The sequence below is a fragment of the Prosthecomicrobium sp. N25 genome (genome assembly GCF_037203705.1).
In the GTDB taxonomy this organism is placed as follows: Bacteria; Pseudomonadota; Alphaproteobacteria; order Rhizobiales; family Ancalomicrobiaceae; genus Prosthecodimorpha.
Genome location: NZ_JBBCAT010000002.1, coordinates 621,963 through 640,623, shown reverse-complemented (window position 1 = coordinate 640,623; position 18,661 = coordinate 621,963). Strand labels below are relative to the sequence as shown.

Below are 18,661 nucleotides of genomic sequence, written 5' to 3'. Positions count from 1 at the left end.
GCCCGGCGCGGCGGGCGCCTGACGCGAGGGGCTCCGGCGGTCGGAGCCCCTCGGAGCCCCCCGCGTCTCCCCGGACGCCAGAAATCGGGATCCCCCATGTCCGGCTACCTCGCCTATGTCGGCAAGCGGCTCGGCCAGTTCGTGCTGGTTGTCTTCGTCGGCATCAACCTCGCCTACGTGATCACCCACGCGACCCCGATCGATCCCGTCGAACAGTCCATCTCGGCCGTCACGTCGTTCGGCAACACGGCCCCGGAGGCGATCGCCGAGATGCGCAAGTCGCTGCGCGAGCTCTACGGGCTCGAGGGCAGCGGGTGGGAGCAGTACAGCCGCTTCTGGTCGCGCATCCTGGTCGGCGACTTCGGGCCCTCCCTCTCCGCCTTCCCGACGCCGGTCGGCACCCTGATCGCCCGGGCCATGCCCTGGACGATCGGCCTGCTCGTCACCGCCACCGTGATCACCTGGGCGCTCGGCAACCTGCTCGGCGGCCTCGCCGGCTACTACCAGAAGAACCGCGTCCTGAAGGCGATGGGCGTGGTCGCGATGACGCTGCACCCGATCCCCTACTACATCGTCGCGCTGCTGCTCCTGATCATCTTCGGCTTCGTCTGGCCGATCCTGCCCATCAGCGGCGGCTCGCAGATGAACCTGGCGCAGGGCTGGACCCTCGACTACGTCGCGAGCGTGCTCACCCACTCGATCCTGCCGGCCCTCTCCCTGATCATGATCGGGCTCGGCAGCTGGTTCCTCGGCATGCGCTCGCTGGTCTCCAACGTGGTCACCGAGGACTACGTCGTCTACGCGGAGCTCGCCGGCGTCGACCGCTCGCGCATCCTCGGCTCCTACGTGATGCGCAACGCGCTCCTGCCGCAGGTGACGGGCCTCGCCATGTCGCTCGGCGGCATCTTCAACGGCGCCATCATCACCGAGAAGGTCTTCGGCTACCCGGGGCTCGGCACGCTGCTGGTCGACGCGGTCTATGCCGGCGACTACGGCCTGGTGCTCGGGGTCACGACCGTGTCGATCCTCGGCGTCTCGGTCGGCGTGCTCGTCATCGACCTCGTCTATCCTCTCCTCGATCCGCGCGTGCAGGTGAGCTGATGGGCGCCGTCCTCCGCGACCTCCTGCGCTACAACATCGAGTTCCGCATCGGCGTCCTGCTGACGGGGATCGTGGTCGCGCTGTCGGCGCTGAGCTTCGTCTCGCCCTATTCGCCGATCGACACCTACGTGGTGGCGCCCGACGTGCCGCCCAACGCGACCAACTGGTTCGGCACCAACTCCCGCGGCCAGGACGTCTTCTGGCAACTCACCTTCGCGCTGCGCAACACGCTCCTGTTCGGCTTCACGGTGGCGATCCTGAGCCGGATCCTGTCGCTCGTGATCGGCCTCCTCGCCGGCTACAAGGGCGGCCTTGCCGACCGGGTGCTGATGTCGGTCAACGACAGCTTCATCGTCATCCCGCTCTTCCCCGTGCTGGTCCTGTTCTACTTCGTGCTGCGCGACACGATGAGCTGGGGGCTGCTCGCCCTCATCATGGCGTGCCTCGGCTGGTCCTACGACGCCCGCCTGATCCGCTCCGTGGCGATGAGCCTGAAGGGCCGCGAGTTCACCCAGACCAGCATCTTCTCCGGCATGTCCACCCGCGAGATTCTGGTCGGCGAGCACCTGCCCTACGTCATGCCGATCGTCTTCTCGACGACCATGAACAACATGAACTGGTCGATCGGCCTGGAGGTGACCCTCTCGGTGCTGGGCTTCACCGACATCGAGACCCCCACCATCGGCGGGATGATCTACTGGGCCAACCAGCACACCGCCATGGTGGCCGGCATCTGGTGGTGGTTCGCCTTCCCGGTCGTCGCCATCGTGATGGCCTTCGTGGGCCTGTTCCTGCTCGCCGTCTCGATGAACGAGTACATCGACCCGCGCAGCCGACTGGCCCGGGTCGGGGGAGGGGGCGGGTGAGCATGATCGACCCCCGGCTCGCCGAACGCGGCGCGGCCGCCGCCCGGCCGGTCCTCTCCGTGACCGGCCTCAAGGCCTATTTCCGGCTGAACTCCTTCGGGGTCCGCCGCGACGTGCGCGCCGTCGACGGCATCTCGTTCGAGGTCCGCCCGAACGAGATTTACGGCCTCGCCGGCGAATCGAGCTCCGGCAAGACCACGCTCATCAAGACCGTCGCGGGCGCCATCAAGCCGCCCCTGCAGGTCGTCGAGGGCACGATCCGCTTCTCCTTCCTGCCCGGCCGGGACGGCCTGCACCTCGCCACGCCGGAGGAGATCCGGCGCGTGCGCTGGCGGCACCTGTCCACGATCCTGCAAGGCTCCATGAACGTGCTGAACCCGCTCCGGCGCGTCGAGGCCACGTTCCGCGACTTCGCCTGGCGCCACATGGCCCCCGGCCTCGGCGGCAGTCGCCCCGCCTTCGACGACGCGGTGGCGGCGCACCTGGCCAAGCTGCGGCTCGACCGCTCGATCCTGAAGGCCTTCCCGCACGAACTCTCGGGCGGCATGCGGCAGCGCGTGACCATCGCGCTCGCCACGATCTGCCGCCCGGAGTTCATCATCGCGGACGAGCCCACCACCGCCCTCGACGTGGTGGTCCAGAAGGACGTCCTCGGCATGATCCGCGGCATCCAGCAGGACCTCGGCTCGTCGGTCCTGTTCGTCACCCACGACATGGGCGTCCACGCGCACCTCACCCATCGGCTCGGCATCATGTATGCGGGCCGCCTCGTCGAGGAGGCCGCCACGCGCGAGATCTTCGCGCGCCCGCTCCACCCCTACACGCGCCACCTCATCGCCAGTCTCCCCCGCATCGGCGACGACACGCCACGCAAGGGCCTAGAGGGGAGCCCCCCGAGCCTCGCCGACCCGCCGCCCGGCTGCCGCTTCCACCCCCGCTGCCCGATCGCCATGCCGCGCTGCCGGACCGATGTCCCGCCCATGACCGAGGTCGCGCCCGGCCGGCGCGTCGCGTGCCATGCCGTCGAGGGGGCCGCCGCATGACCGCCCTCCTCGACCTGCAGGACGTCCGCAAGACCTACGGCCGCGGCGGCCTCTTCTCGTTCCGCCGCACCGAGGCCGTGAAGGGGGTCAGCTTCAGGCTCGAGGCCGACCGGCCGGAGATCTTCACGATCATCGGCGAGTCCGGCAGCGGCAAGACGACCATCGCCCGCATGATCCTCGGCCTGACCGCGCCGACCGCCGGCCGGCTGCTGGTCGAGGGCATGGACGTCGCCGCGTTGCGCGGCCAGGCGGCCCGGCTCGCCTTCATGCGCAAGGTCCAGCCGATCTTCCAGAACCCCTTCGAGGCCTTCAACCCGCTGAAGCCCGTCGACCGCTATCTCGCCATGACGGCGCGCCGCTTCGGCGGGGCCTCGGTTCCGGCCGAGGTGGACGCCGCCATGGACGAGGCTCTCCGCAAGGTGGGGCTGTCGCTCGCCGAGATCCGCGGCCGCTTTCCCCACGAGATGTCCGGCGGCCAGCTCCAGCGCACCGCCATCGCGCGCGCCCTCCTCGCCCGGCCGCGCCTGATCGTCGCCGACGAGCCGGTCTCGATGGTGGACGCCTCGCTCAGAATGTCGATCGTCAACCTGTTCCGGCGCCTGCGCGACGACCTCGGCATCTCGATCCTCTACATCACCCACGACCTCGCGACGGCCTACACGATCAGCGACCGGCTGATCATTATGCAGACCGGATCCGTCGTGGAGGCCGGCGACGCCCGCACCGTCCTCACCGCCCCCACTCACCCCTATTCGCGCCAGCTCCGCGATGCCGTGCTCGTTCCCGAGACGGCCGGCGGCGCCGACGCGCTTCCCGTGTAGCTTCGGAGACGACCCATGAGAAAAGCCCGCATCCTCCTGGACCGCGACTTCAGCATCGGCGAGACGGACCCGCGGCTCTTCGGGGCCTTCGTCGAGCATCTCGGTCGTTGCGTCTACGGCGGCCTCTACGAACCCGGGCACCCGACCGCCGACGCCAAGGGCTTCCGCCAGGATGTGATGGCGCTGGTCAAGGAACTCGGGCCGACCATCATGCGCTATCCCGGCGGCAACTTCGTCTCCGGCTACAACTGGGAGGACGGCGTCGGACCGGTCGAGCAGCGCCCGAAGCGCCTCGACCTCGCCTGGTTCACCACGGAGCCCAACACCTTCGGCACCAACGAGTTCGTCGACTGGTGCCGCGCGGCCGGCATCGAGCCGATGCTCGCCGTGAACCTGGGCACGCGCGCCGGCGACGCCGCCCGGAACCTCGTCGAGTATTGCAACCACCCGGGCGGCACCGCCTGGTCCGACCTGCGCCGCTCGCACGGTTGGGAGGAGCCGCACGACATCAAGTTCTGGTGTCTCGGCAACGAGATGGATGGCCCCTGGCAGATGGAATACAAGAGCGCCACCCAGTACGGCCTGGTCGCCAAGGAGGCGGCCAAGATGATGCGCTGGATCGATCCCACCATCGAGCTCGCCGCCTGCGGCTCATCCGCCCGCAACATGCCGAGCTTCGGCCGATGGGAGGACGAGGTGCTCGAGCATACCTTCGAGCATGTCGAGTACATCTCGCTGCACACCTACCTGAACAACTACAAGAGCGACTCCGCCGCCTTCCTGGCCTCGCCGGACCTGATGGACCGCTTCATCGACGAGGTCGTCGCCATCGCGGACGGCGTCGCGGCGCGCCGGCGCTCGACGAAGCGCATCATGCTCTCCTTCGACGAGTGGAACGTCTGGTACCGCACCCGCCGCTCCCGCGCCGACCGCGTCAAGGAAGGCTGGCCGATCGCCCCGCCCATCCTCGAGGAGATCTACACGATGGAGGACGCGCTCGCCTTCGGCGGCTGCTGCATCTCGCTCCTCAATCACGCGGACCGGGTCAGGGTGGCCTGCCTCGCCCAGCTCGTGAACGTGATCGCCCCGATCATGACGGAGACCGGCGGCCCGGCCTGGCGGCAGACCACCTTCTTCCCCTTCGCGCAGATGAGCCGCCTCGGGCGCGGCCGGGTGCTCCGGACCCAGAGCGAGGGCGACACCTACGACTGCCAGTACTACGACCCGCGCGGCGCCCTGGAACTGACCTTCCCGGTCGGCGACGTTCCCTACCTCAAGCACGCCGCCGTCATGGACGGCGAGGGCCTCAGCCTCTTCCTGCTCAACCGCGACCTCGACCAGGAGGTGGCGGTGGACATCCGGGCCCGTGGCTTCGGCGCCATGCGGGTGGCCGAGGCCCACGAACTGCACGACGCCGACCTGTCGGCGGTCAACTCCCGCGACGAGCCCGGGCGCATCGCGCCGCGGACCCTGGAGGGCGTGTCGATCGACGGCGAGCGCCTGAACGTCACGCTGAAGCCCGCATCCTGGAACGTGGTACGCCTGCAGCGCGCCTGAGCACCGAGCCGAGGACCCCCGATGCAGGACATGCCGGGACGACCGCGCCGCCCCCCCGACGATCCGGACGCCGGTCGGGGCGGCCGGAGCTTCCTGATCGTGCATCCGGACCGCCAGTTCGAGGTGGTCCGCGGCCTGGCCTCGCCGGTGCGCATCCGCATCCTGCGCCTCCTGCGCCGCCGCGGTCCCCTCAACGTCAACCAGATCGCCGAGGCTCTCGACCTGCCCCAGTCGACGATCGCCACCAACGTCCAGATCCTCGAGGACAGCGAGCTGATCGTCACCGAGCTCGGCAAGGCCGCCAAGGGCCAGCAGAAGATCTGCACCGCCCGGTTCGACGAGGTCGTCATCCGCCTCGACGCCGAGGATCCCAGCCGCGACCGGAACGTCATCGAGGTCGAGATGCCCCTCGGCCTCTACACGAGCTGCGAAGTCACCGCGCCCTGCGGCCTCTGCTCGACCGAGAGCATCATGGGCGTCCTCGACGTCCCCGACCTGTTCCTCGACCCCTGCCGCGTCCAGGCGGCGCTGATCTGGTTCGGCCGCGGCCATGTCGAGTACAAGTTCCCCAACAACGCCAAGGTCCTGAACCGGTCGGTCCGGGCCCTCGAATTCGTCATGGAGCTCTCCTCCGAGGTGCCCGGCACCAACGTCAACTGGCCCTCGGACATCAGCGTCTGGGTCAACGGCAAGAAGATCGGAACCTGGACGTCGCCCGGCGACTACGGCGACCGGCGCGGCGCCTTCACGCCGCGCTGGTGGAAGCTCGAGGGTTCGCAGTACGGCGTGCTCACCCGCTGGCACGTATCGGAGCAGGGCACCTGGCTCGGCGACACCAAGCTCTCCGACGTCACGCTCGACCAGTTGGACCTGTCGGCGCACCATTCGATCCGGCTGCGCGTCGGCATCGACGAGAGCGCCGTCCATCCCGGCGGGGTGAACATCTTCGGCCGGGGCTTCGGCAACCACAACCACGACGTCCTCATGCGCCTTCATCTCGGGTGAGGGCGCCGGTGCTCGGGAATCCATCACCGCCGGCGCTCGTGCTATGGTCGAGCGTCGATCCGGACGCCGTCCGCCGGAATCCCTCCGGCCGGCGAGGACCGGGCTCGGCGTTCGAGGTCGGCCCGATGGACGTGGGCGACTGGCTGGAAGGCCTGGGACTCGGCCGCTATCGCAGCGCCTTCGCCGAGAACGGCGTCGATGCGGTCGTGCTGCGCCGGCTAACCGCCGAGGACCTGAAGGAGATCGGCGTCCTGCCCGTCGGCCACCGCCGCCTTCTCCTGGACGCGATCGCGGCGCTGCCCGGTTCGGATCCGCCCCCCGGCGATGCGGCCGGACGGGACGAGCGCCGGCAGGTGACCGTGCTCTTCGCCGATCTGGTCGGCTACTCCCGGCTCTCCTCCGAGCTCGATCCCGAGGACGTCCGGACCCTGCTCGACGCCTTCTTCGCGATGGCCGACAAGGCGGTGGTCGATCACGGCGGCACGGTCGACAAGCACATCGGCGACTGCGTGATGGCGGTCTTCGGCGCCCCGATCTCCTACGGCAACGACGCGGAGCGTGCGGTCCGCGCCGCCGTCGCGATCCGGGACGGGCTCGGCGCGGCGACGTCCCGCCTGGGCCGCGCGCTCATGATCCACGCCGGCGTGGCGAGCGGCGAGGTCGTCGCCTCCGCGAACCCCGAGGCCGGACCGCACGGCACCGTCACCGGACCGTCCGTGAACCTCGCGGCCCGGCTCGCCGCCTGCGCGGGCCCCGGCGAGATCCTGGTCTCGGCCGCCGTCCGCCGGGCCGTCGCCGACCGCTGCCGGCTGGAGGACGCCGGCGTCTTCGCGCTCAAGGGATTTCCCGAGCCGCTCGGCGCATGGCGCGTCGCCGCGCTCCTCGCGGCCGGCCCCGAGCGGCCGGGCACCCTGGTCGGCCGGACGACGGAACGCGCGCTCCAGCGCGCCGCCCTGGAGTCCTGCCGGGACCACGGGCGCGGTCAGGTCCTGTACCTGAGGGGCGAGGCCGGCATCGGCAAGACGACGTTGCTGGCGGCCCTGCGCGAGGCTGCGGAGACGATGGGCTTCGCGGTCGCCGCGGGCGCCGTCCGCGATTTCGGCATCGAGCGGGGACGCCCCGCGCTCGCGAGCCTGGCGAGCCGTCTCCTGGAGCGTCTTCACGACGGCCCCATGCAGGCCGACCGGGAGCGGCAGGAGCCGCTTGCGGCGGCGGGCGCGTCCGATGCGGAGCGGGCCACGCTCGCGGACCTCCTCGACCTGCCCATGGCGGCATCGCTGCGATCGACCCTCGACGCCCTGGATGCCCTGGCCCGGACGCGCTCCCTGTGCAGCGTCCTCGAGCGCCTGGTCGACCTGAACGCCCGGCAAAGCCCCCTGCTCCTGCTGGCCGAGGACCTGCACTGGGCCGACGACGCGACCCTCGCCACCCTCGGCGGCCTCATCCTCTCCGCCCGCGACAAGCCGGTCCTGTTCGGGCTCACCACCCGGCCCGAGGGCGACCCGACCGCCGCGGGCTTCGTGCTGCCCGGCACCGTCCTGACCTTCGACCTCGGTCCGCTCGGCCAAGACGAGGCGCGACGGCTCGCGGAGGCCTTCGCGGAGGCCGGGCCGGCCGTGGTCGAGGCCTGCCTCGAGCGGGCGGGCGGCAACCCGCTCTTCCTCGAGCAGCTCCTTCAGCATGCGCAGAGCCGGTTGCGGGAAGCGGTGCCGGATTCGGTGCAGAGCATCGTCCAAGCCCGCATGGACCAGCTCCCGCCCGAAGCCCGGCAGGCCTTCCAGACCGCGTCCGTCCTCGGCCAGGGCTTCGCGCTCGACGACCTCCGCCACCTCCTGGACGACCCGGACTACGACCCGGCCATCCTCGTCCAGCGCCAGCTGCTGAGGCGGGAGGCGGACGGCCTCGTCTTCCCGCACGCGCTCCTGCGCGAGGCGGCCTACGCCACCCTCCTGCGCGAAAGGCGCCGCCGGCTCCACGCCCGCGCCGCGGCCCGCTGCCGGGCGACAGACCCGGTGCTGGCCGCCGAACACCTCCTCCGTGCCGAATCCGCCGAGGCCCCCGCGGCCTGCCGCGAGGCGGCCGAACGGCTCCTGTCCCGCTTCCGGCACGCGGCCGCGCTCGACCTCCTCGAGCGCGCCCTCGCCCAGGCCCCGGATCCGGAGGATCGGATCCGCTTGATGCTCCTGCGCAGCGATGCGCTGCTCGGCCTGGGCGAGGCCGACCGGGCCGAAGAGGCCTTCACGCAGGCGCTGGGGAGCGCCGTCGGCCCCGAGACGCGGGCCCGCGCACTGATCGGCAGGGCCTCGGCCCGGCGCATCACCGATCGCGTCGACGCCGCCCTGGCCGACGTCGACGAGGCGCTGGAGGTGGCGCGCGCGGCCGATCTCCCGGACCTGGAGGCGAGGGCCTTCGCGCTGCGCGGCAACCTGGGCTTTCCGAAGGGAGACTTCGCCGGCTGCCGGCGCGACCACGGCGAAAGTCTCCGCATCGCGCGCCGCATCGGGTCGACGGAACTGGAGGCGGCCGCGCTCGGGGGCCTCGGCGACGTCGCCTATATGGTCGGCCGCCTGGTCGAGGCGCACGCGAGCTTCCGGGACTGCGTCGAGCGCAGCGCCGGGATCGACCTGCGCCGGATCGCGGCCGCCAATCTGCCCATGCAGGCCATCACGCATTTCTGGGTCGCCGACATCCGGGGAGCGGCGGACCTGGCGCTTGCGGCGATCGAGGCCGCGCGCGCCATCGGGCACGACCGGGCTCTCATGATCGCTCATCACGCCGCCTATTTCGCGGAGCGCGCCCTCGACCGCCCCGAGGCCGCGAAGGGTCATGCGGCAGCGAGCCTCGAGCTGGCCCGGCGTCTCAACGCGCCCCGCTTCGTCGCCGAAGGCCTTGCCTTCGTGGCCCAGATCGGCTTCGACCAGGGCAACCTGCCGGAGGCGGAGGCCGGCTTCGCCGAAGCCCTGGCGCTCGCGCGGCGGACCGGCATGGCCTATATGGGGCCGGTCTTCCTCGCCGGACGCGCGCTCACGACGCGCGACGCCCGGGAGCGCGAGGACCTGATCCGGGAGGGGGAAGCGCTGCTCGCCGCCGGTTCGCTGTGCCACAACCACCTGATCTTTCGGACGGAGCTCATCGACGCCCACCTGGCGGCGGGCGCGTACCAGGAGGCGGCGCATCACGCGGAGGCCCTCGACGTCTATGTCGGCGGGCAGACGCTGCCCGCGACCGCCCTCGCCATCGAGACGGCGCGCGCCGGCGCGGCGGGCTCCGGGGCCGGCACGTCCCGGGCGGCCGTCTTGACGGCCTTGGCGGAGCGGGCGGAGGCACTCGGCGACCTTCGTCGCCGGTCGATGCTCCGGCGCCTGGCTTCGGCAACGCCCAGGCCGCCGGTCATCCCGGCCCCGTCGAGCCCCCGATGACCGGCGTCATCCCGGATCGGACCACACGCGTCCCGGCCGGCGCCCCGCCCTTCGCCGCGGCCCGCCCGAAGCGCGGCCGGAGACTCCCCAACCCTCGAGGACGAAGCCCATGAAGACCTACCGGATCGCCGCAATCCCGGGCGACGGCATCGGCACCGAAGTCGTCGAAGCCGGCGTCGAGGTCCTGACGTCGCTCGCCGAGCGCGACGGCGGCTTCGCCCTCGCGTTCGACCGCTTCGACTGGGGCGGGGAGTACTACAAGAGGCACGGCCGCATGATGCCCGAGGACGGCCGCGACCGGATCCGCCACCACGACGCCATCCTGTTCGGTTCAGCCGGACACCCCGAGATCCCGGACCACGTCACCCTCTGGGGACTGCGGCTCGCGATCTGCCAACCCTTCGACCAGTACGCCAACGTCCGCCCGACGCGCATGCTTCCCGGCATCACCTCCCCTCTGCGCAAGGTGGAGGGCAAGGAGCTCGACTGGGTGATCCTTCGCGAGAACTCGGAGGGCGAGTATGCCGGGATCGGCGGCCGGGTCCACCAGGGCCTTCCGATCGAGGTGGCCACGGACGTCTCCATCCTGACCCGAGCGGGTGTGGAGCGGATCATGCGCTACGCCTTCGAACTGGCCCGATCGCGGCCCCGCAAGCTGCTGACCGTGGTCACAAAGTCGAACGCCCAGCGGCACGGCATGGTGATGTGGGACGAGATCGCCGCGGAAGTCGCCGCGAACTATTCGGACGTGACCTGGGACAAGATGCTGGTCGACGCCATGACGATGCGCATGGTCATGAAGCCCGAGACGCTCGACACGATCGTCGCCACCAACCTGCATGCCGACATCCTGTCCGACCTCGCCGCCGCGCTCGCCGGCTCGCTCGGCATCGCGCCCACCGCCAACCTCAACCCGGAACGGATCTTCCCATCCATGTTCGAGCCGATCCACGGCTCGGCCTTCGACATCATGGGCAAGGGCGTGGCTAACCCGATCGGGACCTTCTGGTCGTCCGTCATGATGCTCGAACACCTGGGCGAGCCGCGCGCCGCTGGTCGGCTGATGACCGCGATCGAGCGCGTCACGGCTGATCCCCGGTTCCACACCCCCGACCTCGGCGGCACGGCCAGGACGGCGGACGTGACCGCGGCGGTGATCGACGCCCTCGAGGGCATGAACGACTGAGGAGGCCGGGCGGATGGGGGTAACCGTGAACCCGTCCGGCACCGGCGCCGCCCCATGGGACGTCGCATCGCAAAGCCGCCGACCGGCGGTCCTGGCCGCGATGCTCCCGTCACCTTGCGCCCGGATCCGGTCGCCCCGTTGATCCCCGTCAAGGCCGCCGGGGGCTCTGGCATGCGACGGCTAACAAGGTCGGCCCGCGCGGCGCCGGACAGGGTTCGTCGCCGAGGGACGTGCGGCACCGGCCGATGGGGGAGTGACCGATGGGGCTGATCGCGCTCGTCTACCGGCGCTTCGAGGACTGGATCGTCCCGTTCTCGGAGCCGCCCGGCGAGGTCCCGCCCTCCGGTCTCGCGGCCTTCATCTGGCACTACGTCCGCCAGGCCAAGGCTCCCTTCGCGCTGATGACCGTGGTCGGCGGCCTGTCGCCGCTCGTCGACGCGGGCCTGTTTTACTTCGTCGGGCGGATCGTCGACATGCTCGACACCCATGACGCCGATCGAAGCTGGAGCGCCCTGATGGCGTCGTCCGGGCGCGAACTGCTGGTCATTCTGGTGGTCGTCGCCGTCGCGCGCACGGCCACTCTCTTCCTCTCCGCGCTGGTCGACGAGCAGACCGTAGCGCCCGGCTTCTACAATCTGGTGCGCTGGCAGGTGCACCGGCACGTCTCCCGACAATCGCTCCAGTTCTTCCAGAACGACTTCGCCGGCAGCCTCGCCACCAAGGTCTGGCAGAGCGGCCAGGCGATCGGCGACCTCATGGAGAGCCTGATCGGCGTGGTCTGGTTCATGCTGATCTACACCGCCACGACGCTGGCCATGGTGGGCAGCCTGGACGGCCGGCTGGCCGCCCTGGTGGCGATCTGGATCGCCGGCTTCGGCGGGCTCGCCTGGTGGTACCTGCCCCGCATCCGGCGCCAGTCGGAGGCAGCCGCGGAGGCCGGGTCGGGAACGAGCGGGCACATGGTCGACGACTACGCCAACATCGAGACCCTGAAGCTGTTCGCGGCCGACCGCGCCGACCGCTATCTCCGCCTCGCCTTCGAGCGCTACCTGGAGACCTATCGGCCCTTCACCCGGTCCCTGACCGCGGTCCGCACGGCGCTGAACCTCCTCTCCGGCCTCGTCATCGTGGCCATCGGCATCCTCTCCATCCACCTCTGGATCGAGCACGCCGTAACGGTCGGCTCCGTCGCCTTCACGCTCGGCCTCGTGCTCCGCCTGAACGCGCTCCTCGGCCGCTTCATGACCCAGCTGAACGGCATCCTGCGCACGCTCGGGGTCCTGGAGAATTCGAAACGGCTCGTGACCCAGCCGCTCCACCTGCAGGATCGGCCGGACGCCGTCCCGCTTCGGATCGCCGAAGGCGGCATCCGGCTGGAGGCCGTGACTTTCGGCTACCACCGGGATACCCGGATCCTCGACAGTATCGACTTGGTTGTCCGCCCCGGCGAGAAGATCGGCCTGATCGGCGCCTCCGGGTCGGGCAAGACCACGCTCGTCAATCTGATCCTGAGGCTCTTCGAGCCGGACGGCGGCCGGATCCTGATCGATGGCCAGGACGTGGGCACCGTCACACAGGCCTCCCTGCGCGGCCAGATCGGGGTGGTCACCCAGAACACCGCCCTGCTGCACCGCTCCATCCGCGCCAACATCAAGCTGGCCAAGCCGGACGCCACCGAGGAGGAGATGATCGCGGCCGCCCGAAAGGCCGAGGCGCACGCCTTCATCATGGGCCTCGTCGACGACAAGGACCGCCACGGCTACGACGCCCATGTCGGCGAGCGGGGCGTCAAGATGTCCGGTGGCGAACGCCAGCGCATCGCGATCGCGCGCGTCTTCCTGAAGGGTTCTCCGATCGTGATCCTCGACGAAGCGACCTCGGCGATGGACTCCGAATCCGAGGCTGCGATCCAGCGCAACCTGGAGGCCCTCATGGAAGGCCGGACCGTGATCGCGATCGCGCACCGGCTCTCCACGATCGCCCACCTCGACCGCCTGGTCGTCCTGGCCGGGGGGCGGATCGTCGAGGACGGCACCCACGCCGAGCTTCTGGCCGCGGGCGGGATCTATGCCCGGCTGTGGCGTCGCCAGTCCGGCGGCTTCCTGGCCCGCGAGACGGCCGGCCCGGACGAGAATTGACGGTGCGGCTACAGCCCCGCTCTGGCGGCCCGGGCAGGGCCGGCCGTGTTTCGGCCGCAGTACCGATGTAATGGGCGACCGTAACGGAACCTGCGGCTTGCCGGCACGGGAGCTTCGGACGTTACGGCATCGCGTATTTTTCCACTCTTGCCTGGCATCGGCGTATTGAATGCGTTCTACCGCCTCGTCATGATGACGTCGCCAATTTGAGGACTGTCATGAACGGCGGGGCCGCTCGAGAACGACGATTTTCGACTACGGCTTATCTGTTCGGGATGTTCGCCGCCGTCGTCATGCCGTTGGTCCTGGTCGGGGCCATGGTGATGGTCCGCTATGCCCGCGCCGAGAGGGACCGCTACGTTCAAGACGCCCTCCAGCACGCGCGCCAGATCGTCCTGCTGGTCGACGGCGAGCTGACCCGCCTGTCGGCCCTCATGCAGGGCCTGTCGGTCTCGAGCGCGCTGGCGGAAGGCGACCTCGAGCGCTTCCACCGGGAAGCGCGCCAGATCGCGAACGGCCAGGGCGAAGTGGTCCTGCTCCGCGACTTCGGGACGAATCAGATCCTCGACAGTTCCGTGTCGTTCGGGACGGCGCTGCCCGCCGCCATCCCCCTGGGCGCGGAGGAGCAGGCCGCCCTCGCGGCGGGACGGACGCTGGTCTCCGACGTCTACATCGGCCCCGTCTCGGGCAGCCCCCGGGTCGCGGTGGCGATGCCGATCCCGCGCCCGGGTGCCGGCCCCTACGTGCTCGCCGTGACGATCCCGACCACGCGGGTCCGGGACGTGATCCGTCCCGCCGTCCCGCCCGGCTGGATCATCGCCATCGGGGACAGCCGCGGCCGTTACGTCGCCCGGTCGGAGCGCCACGAGGAAGTCTCCGGTCAGCCCGGCGTGCCGGACTACGTCAGCCGCGTGGTCGGGCCCGCCGGCACCTTCACGTCCGTCAACTTCGAGGGCGTCGTGCTGCTCGCCGGCTATGCCCGCTCCGGTCTCTCCAACTGGTTCGCGGCCGCCAACGTCCCCGAGGAACTCGTGGCCGAGCCGCTCAGACGTTCGCTCGCCGGTGCGCTGGCCGCCGTGCTGGCGGGCCTTCTGGTCTCGGCCGGCTTCGCCTGGCTGCTCGGCCAGAAGCTCGCGACCGCCTCCCGGCGCCTCGCCGCTCGGGCACTCGCGCTCGGGGCCGGCGAACCCGCCCGCGAGACGATCGACCACCCGGCCGAGTTCGCCATCGTGGCCGAAGCCTTCGACGAGGCGGCTGCGGCCATCGCCGAGAGGGCCCGCGAGCGCAGGCAGGCCGTCGAGCGGGAGGCGCTGCTCGGCAGCGTGCTCGATTCCGCCGAACTGCATGCGGGCATCCTCGAGCCGGACCGGGACGACTTCCGCATCGCGGTCGCCAACCGCGGCGCGGCCCTGATCCTCGGCGGCGACGGGGCGGGCCTGGACGGCACGGCCGCCCGCGACACGGCCATGGACGAAGCCACGCGCGCCAAGCTCCTGGAGATCGTCCAGGATACGGTGCGGCAAGAGGCGCCGATCAGCGCGGAATACAGGATCAAGCTCGCCGGCCTGCCCTCCCGCTGGTGCCTCGGCACCTTCCGGCCCTTCACGGACGCCGACGGCATGAAGCGCGTCGCCTTCGCGAGCGTCGACATCACCGCCCGGCGCAAGGCCGAGCGGGCCCTCAGGGAACGCAGCATCGAACTGGAGGGCATCCTCGCCACCGTTCCGGCCGCCGTGGTGATCACCTACGACCGCGAGCTGCGCACCGTGGTGCCGAACCGCTACGCCTCCGAACTGCTGGCGCTCCCCGTCTCCGAGAAGGGCCTCGCCGAGATCCCGTTCCAGCCGGACGTGGTGGGAATCCTGCGCGAGAACGTGCCCTACGCGACCGAGGACCTGCCCCTCACCCGCGCCGCGGCCGGGCACGACACGCGGGACCTGGAGGTCACCATCCGCTACCGGGACGGCAGCGAGCGAACGGTGCTCACCAATGCGATCCCGCTGCGCGACGGCAACGGGGCGATCCTCGGCGCCGTCTCGGTCAGCCTGGACATCAGCGAGCGCAAGCGCGCCGACCGCCAACGGCAGCTCCTGGTCCACGAGCTCAATCACCGGGTCAAGAACACCCTCGCGATCGTCCAGTCCCTCGCCGGCCAGACCCTCAGGTCGGCCCGCACCTTGGAGGCCGCCCGGACGGCTCTCGACCAGCGCCTGGTCGCCCTCTCCAAGGCGCACGACATCCTGACCCGCGAGAACTGGGAAGGCGCCGAGATCGCGGACGTGGTAGCCGCGGCGATCCGCGTCCAGTCGGATCCGGCCCGCTTCGAGGTCGAGGGGCCGCCGGTCTGGCTGCCCCCGTCGCTGGCCGTGACCCTGTCGCTCGTCTTCCACGAACTGGCGACGAACGCCCTGAAATACGGAGCGCTCTCGGTCCCGGAAGGACGTGTCGAGATCGCCTGGACCCTCAGGCCCGCGGCGGCCGGCGCGGGAGCCGGCCTCGACCTCGTCTGGACCGAGCGGGGCGGCCCCACGGTCGCCCCGCCGCGCCAGCGCGGTTTCGGCACCCGCATGATCGAGCGCAGCGTGGCGGGCGAGCGGACCGGCAAGGTCCGACTCGACTTCGCCCCCGACGGCCTGCGCTGCTCGATCGCGGTGACGCTTCCGGAGCAGCAGGAGACGGACGAGGCCCCGTCCGCCCTCCGCCTGCAGCGCATGCTGTAATGCCGGGCTCCGGCCCGCTTGGCCGGGCGCCCTGCCGACCTCAGGCAGCCAGACGCGGCGCGCACCCGATCAGGCGTTCGTACTCGGCCTCCGCCAGGCCGTAGGAGCTGCCGGCCACGCCCAGGAGGCCGTCCCGATTGCGCACCTGGATGGTCATCCGGCTGGCGCTGATGTAACCGCTGCCCTCCAGCACATGGGTCGCCACGGTCACCCCTGCTCTGCGCACGCCCAGCATCTCGGCGAGGAACTGGTGGGAGAGGTGGATCACGTCGCCGTCCGTGCGGTCGTGAGCCATCAGGATCCAGCGCGCGAGCCGCTGCTCCAGAGTGAAGCACGCTGCCGCGCGCGCATTCGCGGCGACCTGCGTCAGGAACGCGAAACAGTAGCGCCGCAGCACCGTCATGTCCTCCTCCCGCGGCCCGAGCGCGGCGCGCAGGACGTCGGAGGAGATCCGCAGGACCGTGGCGGCCGGCGACTGGACGATGATCTGGAACGGGGTCTGCGCGGCGCCTAGCACCACGGGCACGCCCGTGAATCCCTCCCGCCCGCAGATGCCGACCTCGAGTTCCCGGTCGGGCAGTTGGAAAAGGACCGACAGGATCCCGCTCTCCACGAAGTACACATGCGACATGGGCTGCCCCGCGTCGCCGAGCAGATCGCCTTGGGACAGGGAGACCGAGTCGCACCGCATCAGCACCTGTTCGCGGCCTTCCCTGGACAAGGCGCGGAGCAGGAAGTTCCTGGGCATCGCGTTCATGCGTTCCCCCAAAGTCACGGGCGGCTGCGCGAGTGTCCCTCGGCCGGCCGGGCCCGGACGGCGTCGCAAGCAGTGCTCAGATGAGATTTGTCGAACGCAGTTCAAGCACCGGCCCGAACTCTTGCATGGCCATAACTAGGATCACCGGCCTTACCCGTAAGCAAAAACGAATGCGCAAAGAGACATGACGCGATGTCTCAGTAGAATGACGGATAGGTTGCCTACGGAGTCGGGGGCGGTGCTCGACGGCATACCGCGCCGGGGGCCGACGCCCCCGTCGGCCGGGCGGGCCGCGCCCGACCGGGAGAGCCCCGGCGGAGCCGCCGACAGGGCCTCAACGCCCCTCCCACGCAGCTTCCGCCTGCTCCTTGATGAGCCAGATCTCCGCCTCGTGCGCCGCCTTGAGACGCTCCCAGCGCGCCGTCGGCATGCCCTCGACGCGCCAGGCCGTCAGGATGACGAGGCATTCGCCGTCGGCCAGTCCCGCGTCCGCACCCGGCACCACCCGCGCGTTGATCCGGCGGACGAGCCGGTCGGCGGGCCCGACGCGCCAGTCGACGAGGCCGAGTTCGGGATGCGCCTCGACCGAGAAGAAACCCTGCCCACCGTCGAACAGCGACCGGCCCGTGTAGAGGCCCGGCCGGTCGGTCGGCCCGGTCTCCATGCAACCGAGCGACCAGCGGCCGAGCCGGAGCGGGTCGGCCAGGAACGCGAACGCGAACCCGGCCGGCACCGCCACCCGCGCGGCCGCTACGTGGCAGAGATCCCCGCCCGCCAAGGCCGCCTCAGCCGCCATACTTCTTGAAGAGCTCCTGCATCTCGCCGATCGAGATGATCCGGTCGGTCTTGATCTCGCCGTTCTCGATCTTCCAGACGAGCGCCGGCCCGGTCACGTCGCCGTTGGCGTCGAACTCCAGCGGCCCCGTGGCGCCGTGGTACTTGATCGGCTTGCCGGCCTTGATGAGCTCGATCGCCTTCTTGAACTCCTCCGGCCCGGTGCCGACGGTCTCGCCGCCGGGCGTGTGGATCTTGCGCATCGCGTCCTTGATGGCCGGCCCGGTCAGCTCAGGCGCGATGTTCATGGCGAGGCCGATGGCCATCACGGCGTCGTACTGGGTGTGCACGCCCGGGCCCTTGCTGTCGTACTTGTACTTCTCCTCGAAGGCCTTGTTGAAGGCGTCCACGGAGGGACCCTCCACCTGGGCGTTGTCCATGCCGAAGGCCTCGTTGAGGAACTTCGCCCCGACGCCGTCCACGAAGTCTTTGACGCGGTTGGAGTTGTTGAGGGCGATCTTCTGGGACCCGCCGAGCGACAGCCACTCGCGCACCACCGTCACGCCGTCCTTCGGAAAGCCGATGAAGAGCAGCGACTCGGGCTTCGCCGACAGCGCCTTGGTGACCTCGGCGCGGTAACTCGGCTGGTTGTCGTTGTAGGGCACCTCGATGGCGATCTCGCCGCCGAGCTTCGGCAGCACCTCGCGCACGAAGCGCAGCATGTCGGACCCGAAATCGGTATTGACGTAGATCACCGCCGTCTTCTTGAGGCCCCGCCGCGCCATCTCGGAGGCGGTGGCATAGGCCTGGGTCCGGCTCGTCGGCAGGGTGCGGAAGAAGTAGCCCTGGCTGCGGCCGTCCGTGAAGGGGCTCGCGGTCGAGCAGCAGGAGACCTGCACCACCTTGGAAGGCGCCGTCACGGCCGAGATGATCGGTCCCGTCACGCCCGACGAGATGGTGCCCGTGAAGGCCGGCACGCGCTCCACCTCGACCAGATACTTGGCGGCGTCCACCCCGACGGTCGGCTGACCCTGGTCGTCGCGCAGGATGAACTGCACCGGGCAGCCCTTGACCCCGCCCCCGGCGTTGATGTGCTCGATGGCGAGCTGCGCGCTCTCGGCGATCTTCTTGGTGATGGGCCCCATCGACCCGGTCAGCGGCAGCACGCCGCCGATCTTCACCGGGCAGGCCGTCTGCGCCTCCGCGCTGCCGCCGCTGGCCGCGAGGGCCACCATCAAGGCCGCGAGGCCGCCTGTCAGTCTCAACATGGACGT

The 18,661-nt window shown here is 70.6% G+C and carries 13 protein-coding genes; 10 read left to right on the top strand and 3 right to left on the bottom strand.

Going from position 1 to position 18,661, the window contains the following annotated elements; translation table 11 throughout:
- The first annotated feature begins 96 nt into the window (after window positions 1-96).
- From WBG79_RS17820 to WBG79_RS17775, 10 genes are all read left to right on the top strand, one after another.
- Complete coding sequence (locus WBG79_RS17820) at window positions 97-1,101, top strand: ABC transporter permease (RefSeq protein WP_337358530.1); 1,005 nt, start codon at window positions 97-99, stop codon at window positions 1,099-1,101.
- Window positions 1,101-1,967 (top strand): ABC transporter permease, encoded by an 867-nt coding sequence (locus WBG79_RS17815; RefSeq protein WP_337358529.1) that lies wholly within the window; start codon window positions 1,101-1,103, stop codon window positions 1,965-1,967. The genes WBG79_RS17820 and WBG79_RS17815 overlap by 1 nt, the downstream gene beginning before the upstream one ends.
- Window positions 1,968-1,969: 2 nt before the next feature.
- On the top strand, window positions 1,970-3,010 hold the full coding sequence (locus WBG79_RS17810) for an ABC transporter ATP-binding protein (protein ID WP_337358798.1): 1,041 nt from the start codon (window positions 1,970-1,972) through the stop codon (window positions 3,008-3,010).
- Complete coding sequence (locus WBG79_RS17805) at window positions 3,007-3,831, top strand: ABC transporter ATP-binding protein (protein ID WP_337358528.1); 825 nt, start codon at window positions 3,007-3,009, stop codon at window positions 3,829-3,831. The genes WBG79_RS17810 and WBG79_RS17805 overlap by 4 nt, the downstream gene beginning before the upstream one ends.
- Before the next feature lie 15 nt (window positions 3,832-3,846).
- Window positions 3,847-5,388 (top strand): arabinosylfuranosidase ArfA, encoded by a 1,542-nt coding sequence (gene arfA / locus WBG79_RS17800; RefSeq protein WP_337358527.1) that lies wholly within the window; start codon window positions 3,847-3,849, stop codon window positions 5,386-5,388.
- A 30-nt stretch (window positions 5,389-5,418) separates the two neighbouring features.
- Entirely contained in the window at window positions 5,419-6,393 is a 975-nt protein-coding gene (locus WBG79_RS17795) for an ArsR/SmtB family transcription factor (RefSeq protein WP_337358526.1), read from the top strand.
- Between the two features lie 125 nt (window positions 6,394-6,518).
- Window positions 6,519-9,812 (top strand): AAA family ATPase, encoded by a 3,294-nt coding sequence (locus WBG79_RS17790; RefSeq protein WP_337358525.1) that lies wholly within the window; start codon window positions 6,519-6,521, stop codon window positions 9,810-9,812.
- Between the two features lie 109 nt (window positions 9,813-9,921).
- A complete protein-coding gene (locus WBG79_RS17785) occupies window positions 9,922-10,998 on the top strand; it encodes a tartrate dehydrogenase (RefSeq protein WP_337358524.1) in 1,077 nt (358 codons plus the stop codon).
- Between the two features lie 260 nt (window positions 10,999-11,258).
- A complete protein-coding gene (locus WBG79_RS17780) occupies window positions 11,259-13,136 on the top strand; it encodes an ABC transporter ATP-binding protein (protein ID WP_337358523.1) in 1,878 nt (625 codons plus the stop codon).
- 275 nt (window positions 13,137-13,411) lie between these two features.
- Window positions 13,412-15,856 carry a sensor histidine kinase gene (locus tag WBG79_RS17775; protein ID WP_337358522.1) on the top strand — a complete coding sequence of 815 codons (2,445 nt, stop codon included), beginning with the start codon at window positions 13,412-13,414 and terminating at the stop codon, window positions 15,854-15,856.
- A gap of 40 nt (window positions 15,857-15,896) precedes the next feature.
- Here the strand turns inward: WBG79_RS17775 and WBG79_RS17770 are convergent, their stop codons facing one another.
- The 3 genes from WBG79_RS17770 to WBG79_RS17760 all read right to left on the bottom strand — a co-directional run bounded on the left by WBG79_RS17770 (window position 15,897) and on the right by WBG79_RS17760 (window position 18,655).
- Window positions 15,897-16,604, bottom strand: coding sequence for a Crp/Fnr family transcriptional regulator (locus WBG79_RS17770; RefSeq protein WP_337358521.1), 708 nt, complete (start codon window positions 16,602-16,604; stop codon window positions 15,897-15,899).
- A gap of 343 nt (window positions 16,605-16,947) precedes the next feature.
- Window positions 16,948-17,409 carry a hypothetical protein gene (locus WBG79_RS17765; RefSeq protein ID WP_337358520.1) on the bottom strand — a complete coding sequence of 154 codons (462 nt, stop codon included), beginning with the start codon at window positions 17,407-17,409 and terminating at the stop codon, window positions 16,948-16,950.
- Entirely contained in the window at window positions 17,399-18,655 is a 1,257-nt protein-coding gene (locus tag WBG79_RS17760) for an ABC transporter substrate-binding protein (RefSeq protein WP_337358519.1), read from the bottom strand. Before WBG79_RS17760 ends, WBG79_RS17765 begins: the two co-directional genes overlap by 11 nt.
- Window positions 18,656-18,661 lie beyond the last annotated feature (6 nt).